Here is a 4,759-nt window from a genome sequence, read left to right on the forward strand (position 1 = left end):
GATCTGCTCGTCGCTGTACGCCAGGATGCCTGTGTGGTGCTCCAGATACAGCTGGCGGCTGCCCATCATCTCCAGGTGGGGCAGGCCCGCCACCAGATCTGCCGGCAGGTCGAACAGCTCCGCCACCGTGTCCAGCACGCCGCCGTTTCGGTCCTTTCGATTCCGCTCCATACGTTCACCTCTTCCCGACTGTATGCACAAACGTCCCGCAACATGCCGGGGGCATAGTGTCCCCCGCTCCGGCATAGGGTGTGGAGAGGTGATGCGGGATGCGGATTCGATGGCGGATACTGGCCTGCCTGTGCCTCGGCGGCCTGCTGGTGTGGTTTCTGGCGGACGCCGGGGCCGTGCGGGACAGTGTGGCGGAAGCTTTGGCCCTCTGTGCCCGTTCCGTGGTCCCCTCCCTGTTCCCCTTCCTGGTGGCCTCCTCAGCGCTGCTGGCTCTGGGGTTCGGGGAGCTGGCCGCCCCCTGGCTGGCGGGGCTGATGGAGCCGCTGTTCCGGGTCCCCGGTGCTGGCAGTGCTGCGCTGGTGCTGGGGTTGGTGGGGGGCTACCCCATCGGCGCCAAGACGGCAGCAGACCTCTACCGGGAAAATCTGGTCTCCCGGGAGGAGGCGGAGCGGCTGCTGGCCTTCTGCAACAACTCCAATCCGGTGTTCCTCATCAGTGTGCTGGGCGTGGGGGTGTTCGGCAGTGTGCGGGCCGGGGTGTGGCTGTGGCTGATCCATGTGCTCTCCGCCCTTCTGACGGGACTGGTGTTTCGGGGCAGCGGAAAATCCGCTTCCCGGCAGGAACTGACAAGGCATCCTCCTTTCCAGGCTGTCAGCTTTGCGGAGGCCTTCACCGGGGCTGTCCGGTCCTCGCTTGCCGGGATTCTGTCTGTGTGCGCCTTCGTGGTGTTCTTCTATGTGCTGGCGCAGCCTCTCACCGCCGTGGGCGGCCGCCTGGGGGCGGTCCTGGTGGCGGCGCTGGAGCTCTTCTCCCTGACGCCCCTGCTGACAGCTGATGCCTTCGGCTTTCTTCTGGCGGCGGCAGCAGCGGGCTGGGGCGGCCTCTCGGTCCTGTGTCAGACGCTGGCGGTGCTGGAGGGCAGCGGCCTGCGGCTGCGGAACTGCTTCCTGGGCAAGGTGGTGCAGAGTGCCTTCTCCCTGCTGCTGGCCGCTTTGCTGGTGGGCTACGTGCTGGGATAAAAACAGCCTCCCTGTTGTCGAAGCCGATAACAGGGAGGCATATTTTGTCGTGAAATTCCGTTTTGTGATGGAATTACCGCTGGCCCTTGTCGTAGGGAATGCCCTCCGCCTTGGGGGCACGGGACTTCTGAGATGTGAAGGCCAGCACCACCAGAGAGATGACATAGGGCAGCATGTTATACACGGAGCTGGGCAGGTTCAGATTGCTCAGCAGGTCGAAGCCGCTGTACACATTGCCCAGGGCCCGGAAGAAGCCGAACAGCAGCGCCGCCAGGGCGATGCGGGTGGGCTTCCACTGGCCGAAGATCATCACCGCCAGGGCCAGGAAGCCGAAACCGGCCACGCCGTTTTCAAACTTCCACTCGCTGACGCCCGCGATGATATACACAATGCCGCCCAGGCCGCCCAGCACGCCGGAGATCAGTACGCCGGCGTAGCGCATCCGGTAGACGTTGATGCCCACGGAATCCGCTGCCTGGGGATGCTCGCCGCAGGCGCACAGCCGCAGGCCGAAGCGGGTCTTGTACAGCACCACATAGGCGATTACCAGGGCGATCACCGCCAGCAGCATGCACCAGTTGAACTCAAAGCCGCCGATGTTCACCAGGAATGCCTTGCGGCCGTCCAGGTACTGGATGGTGGAGGACACGTTGTCCGGATCGGCGGCGGTGTTCATGGCCTTCACGAACACGGTGGCCGCGGCGGTGCCCAGCAGGTTCATGGCCGTGTCCACCAGTGTCTGGTCCGCCTTGAAGTTCACGGCCGCCACCGCCAGCAGCAGGGAGTAGATCATGCCCAGCAGGATACTGGCCAGCACCGTCAACAGCACCACCACAAAGGCGGAGGTGCCTGCAGGCAGGAACTTCATCATCAGCGCACCGCCCAGGGCGCCCATGACCATGATGCCCTCCAGGCCGATGTTGATGACGCCGGAGTGTTCAGAGAAGCAGCCGCCCAGCGCCACCAGCAGCAGGACGGAGGCGAAAATCAGCGTGTATTGCAGCAGCAGTAACATTACGCCTTCCCTCCTTCCTCAGAGCCGGGCCGGTCTTCCTTTGCCCGCCGCTTTTCATCCCGCCGGTCCAGCCGGCTGTTCATAAAGACCTTGAAGAACAGTACGAAGCCGCACAGGTAGATAATCAGGGCGGAGATCAGATCAGAGATCTGGGCGGAGTACATGGTCTTGTCCACATACGCGCCGCCGTTGGTGATGTGCTGAATGAAATACGAGGAGAAGATAGCGCCGATGGGATTCAGTCCGCCCAGGAAGGCGGCGGCGATGCCGTTGAAGCCCATGGCCGGCACTGCGGACTGCGTGACCTGCCACTGCTCGAATCCGGTGAGGAACAGCGTGGCCGCGCCCATGCCGGCAAGGCCGCCGGCGATGGCCATGGTGAGGATGATGTTTCGCTTCTCCTTCATGCCGCAGTACTTGGCCGCAAACTTGTTGCAGCCGGTGGCCCGCAGCTCATAGCCCAGCTTGGTCTTCTCCAGCAGGACCCAGATGCCCACGGCCACGATCACCGTCAGGGGGATGGCGATGGTCACATACTGGTTGTCGGAGAACAGGGCGCCCAGGCCCAGAGAGGGCAGGATGGCGTCGGGATTCGTGCTGCTCAGGGTGAAGGTGTAGGGACTGGCTGTCTCCTTCACCTGGGACAGCAGGGCGTTCACCAGATACAGGCTGATCCAGTTGAGCATGATGCAGGAGATGACCTCATTCACATTGCGGTACGCCTTCAGGAGCCCGGAGATGGCGCCCAGCACCGCACCGGCAGCAATAGCCGCCAACAGGCACACGTACCAGGGCAGCCCGAAGCCCAGGGCGCAGTACAGGCTGGCGCCGGCGCCGATGACGTACTGGCCGGCGGCGCCGATGTTGAACAGGCCCACCTTATAGGCGAACAGCACCGACAGGCTGCACATCAGCAGCGGCGCGGTCTTCACCAGCGTGTTGCCCAGATACCGCAGCCGGGCCGCGGCGCTGGGATAGTACAGGAAGTTCTCCACAATGGTGCGGATGGCCTCTCCCGCGCCGGCGGGGTTGATAATCAGCAGCACGATGTAGCCGATCAGCAGGCCCAGCACGATGCACAGCAGGGATGCCAGCAGGGACTGGAATCCCTTGTTCCGCAGGAGGGATGATTTTTCTTGTCTCATGGTTTCTCAAGCCCCCTTCCGCTTGGCGCCGGCCATGTACAGGCCCATCTCTTCCGCCGTGGTGGTCTTGGGGTCCAGCTCGCCCACGATCTCGCCCTCATAGATCGCCAGGATACGGTCGGACAGGGACATGACCTCGTCCAGCTCCAAGCTCACCAGCAGCACCGCCTTGCCGGCGTCCCGCTGGGCCACGATCTGCTTGTGGATATACTCGATGGCGCCCACGTCCAGGCCGCGGGTGGGCTGCACGGCGATCAGCAGCTCCGGGTCCTTGTCGATCTCCCGGGCGATGATGGCCTTCTGCTGGTTGCCGCCGGACATGCTGCGGGCCACTGTGACAGGCCCCTGGCCGGAGCGGACGTCGTACTGCTCGATCAGGCGGTTGGCGTACTCGCGGATGGCCTTGCGCTTCAGGAAGCCCGCCTTGCTGACGAACTGAGGCTCAAAGTACCGCTGGAGCACCATGTTGTCCTCCAGGGTGTAGTCCAGCACCAGGCCGTGCTTGTGGCGGTCCTCCGGGATGTGGCTCATGCCCAGCAGAGACCGCTGCCGGATGGGGGCGCGGGTGATGTCCTGGCCGCAGAGCGTGATCTTGCCGGACTCCAGGGGCTCCAGGCCCGTCAGGCCGTAGATCAGCTCCGTCTGGCCGTTGCCGTCAATACCGGCAATACAGACAATCTCTCCCGCCCGGACCGTAAAGGAGATATTCTTCACAGCATTGTTGTTATGGAGCTTGGAGGCCACAGTCATACCCTCCACCACCAGGATGGGATCCTTGGGCTTGGAGGGCTCCTTGTGGACTGCGAACTCCACGTCCCGGCCCACCATCATGCGGGACAGCTCTTCACGGCTGGTCTCGGCGATGTTCACCGTGCCGATGTATTTGCCCTTCCGCAGGACCGTGCAGCGGTCCGCCACGGACATGATCTCATTCAGCTTGTGGGAGATGAACAGGATGGATTTGCCCTCTGCCGCCAGGTTCTTCATGATCTGCATCAGCTCGTCGATCTCCTGCGGCGTCAGCACAGCGGTGGGCTCGTCGAAGATCAGGATCTCATTGTCCCGGTAGAGCATCTTCAGGATCTCCGTGCGCTGCTGCATGCCCACGGTGACATCCTCCACCAGTGCGTCCGGGTCCACCTGCAGGCCGTACTTCTCCGACAGGGCCAGGACCTTCTCCCGGGCCTCCTGCTTCTGCAGGAAGCCGTTCTTGCAGGGTTCCACGCCCAGGATGATGTTGTCTAAAATGGAAAAGCATTCCACCAGCTTGAAGTGCTGGTGGACCATGCCGATCCCCAGTGCGTTTGCATCGTTCGGGTCCTTGATCTGCACCACCTGGCCGTCTTTTTTGATGACGCCCTCCTCCGGCTGGTACAAACCGAACAGGACGCTCATGAGCGTCGATTTGC

4 protein-coding genes are annotated in these 4,759 nt (G+C 63.1%); 1 reads left to right on the top strand and 3 read right to left on the bottom strand.

Features of this window, described 5'->3' with window-relative positions; translation table 11 throughout:
• Positions 1–269: 269 nt before the first annotated feature.
• Entirely contained in the window at positions 270–1,190 is a 921-nt protein-coding gene (locus QVE23_RS07660) for a nucleoside recognition domain-containing protein (protein ID WP_287967872.1), read from the top strand.
• A gap of 73 nt (positions 1,191–1,263) precedes the next feature.
• On the opposite strand, the gene QVE23_RS07665 is transcribed toward QVE23_RS07660, so the two are convergent.
• The 3 genes from QVE23_RS07665 to QVE23_RS07675 all read right to left on the bottom strand — a co-directional run.
• Positions 1,264–2,205: an ABC transporter permease gene (locus QVE23_RS07665; protein WP_287967873.1), complete on the bottom strand. Its 942-nt coding sequence runs from the start codon at positions 2,203–2,205 to the stop codon at positions 1,264–1,266.
• Positions 2,205–3,350, bottom strand: coding sequence for an ABC transporter permease (locus tag QVE23_RS07670; protein ID WP_021751378.1), 1,146 nt, complete (start codon positions 3,348–3,350; stop codon positions 2,205–2,207). Before QVE23_RS07670 ends, QVE23_RS07665 begins: the two co-directional genes overlap by 1 nt.
• 6 nt (positions 3,351–3,356) lie before the next feature.
• Positions 3,357–4,759 (bottom strand): ABC transporter ATP-binding protein (locus QVE23_RS07675; RefSeq protein WP_287967875.1); only part of this gene is annotated, 1,403 nt, incomplete at its 5' end.

It is taken from the genome of Oscillibacter sp. KLE 1728 (assembly GCF_934833455.1).
In the GTDB taxonomy this organism is placed as follows: Bacteria; Bacillota; Clostridia; order Oscillospirales; family Oscillospiraceae; genus Oscillibacter; species Oscillibacter welbionis.

What these genes read in the sequence shown, in the direction of transcription:
- QVE23_RS07660 (WP_287967872.1), top strand. Translation starts at nt 270, where the DNA reads ATGCGGATTCGATGGCGGATACTGGCCTGCCTGTGCCTCGGCGGCCTG.
- QVE23_RS07665 (WP_287967873.1), bottom strand. Translation starts at nt 2,205, where the DNA reads ATGTTACTGCTGCTGCAATACACGCTGATTTTCGCCTCCGTCCTGCTG.
- QVE23_RS07670 (WP_021751378.1), bottom strand. Translation starts at nt 3,350, where the DNA reads ATGAGACAAGAAAAATCATCCCTCCTGCGGAACAAGGGATTCCAGTCC.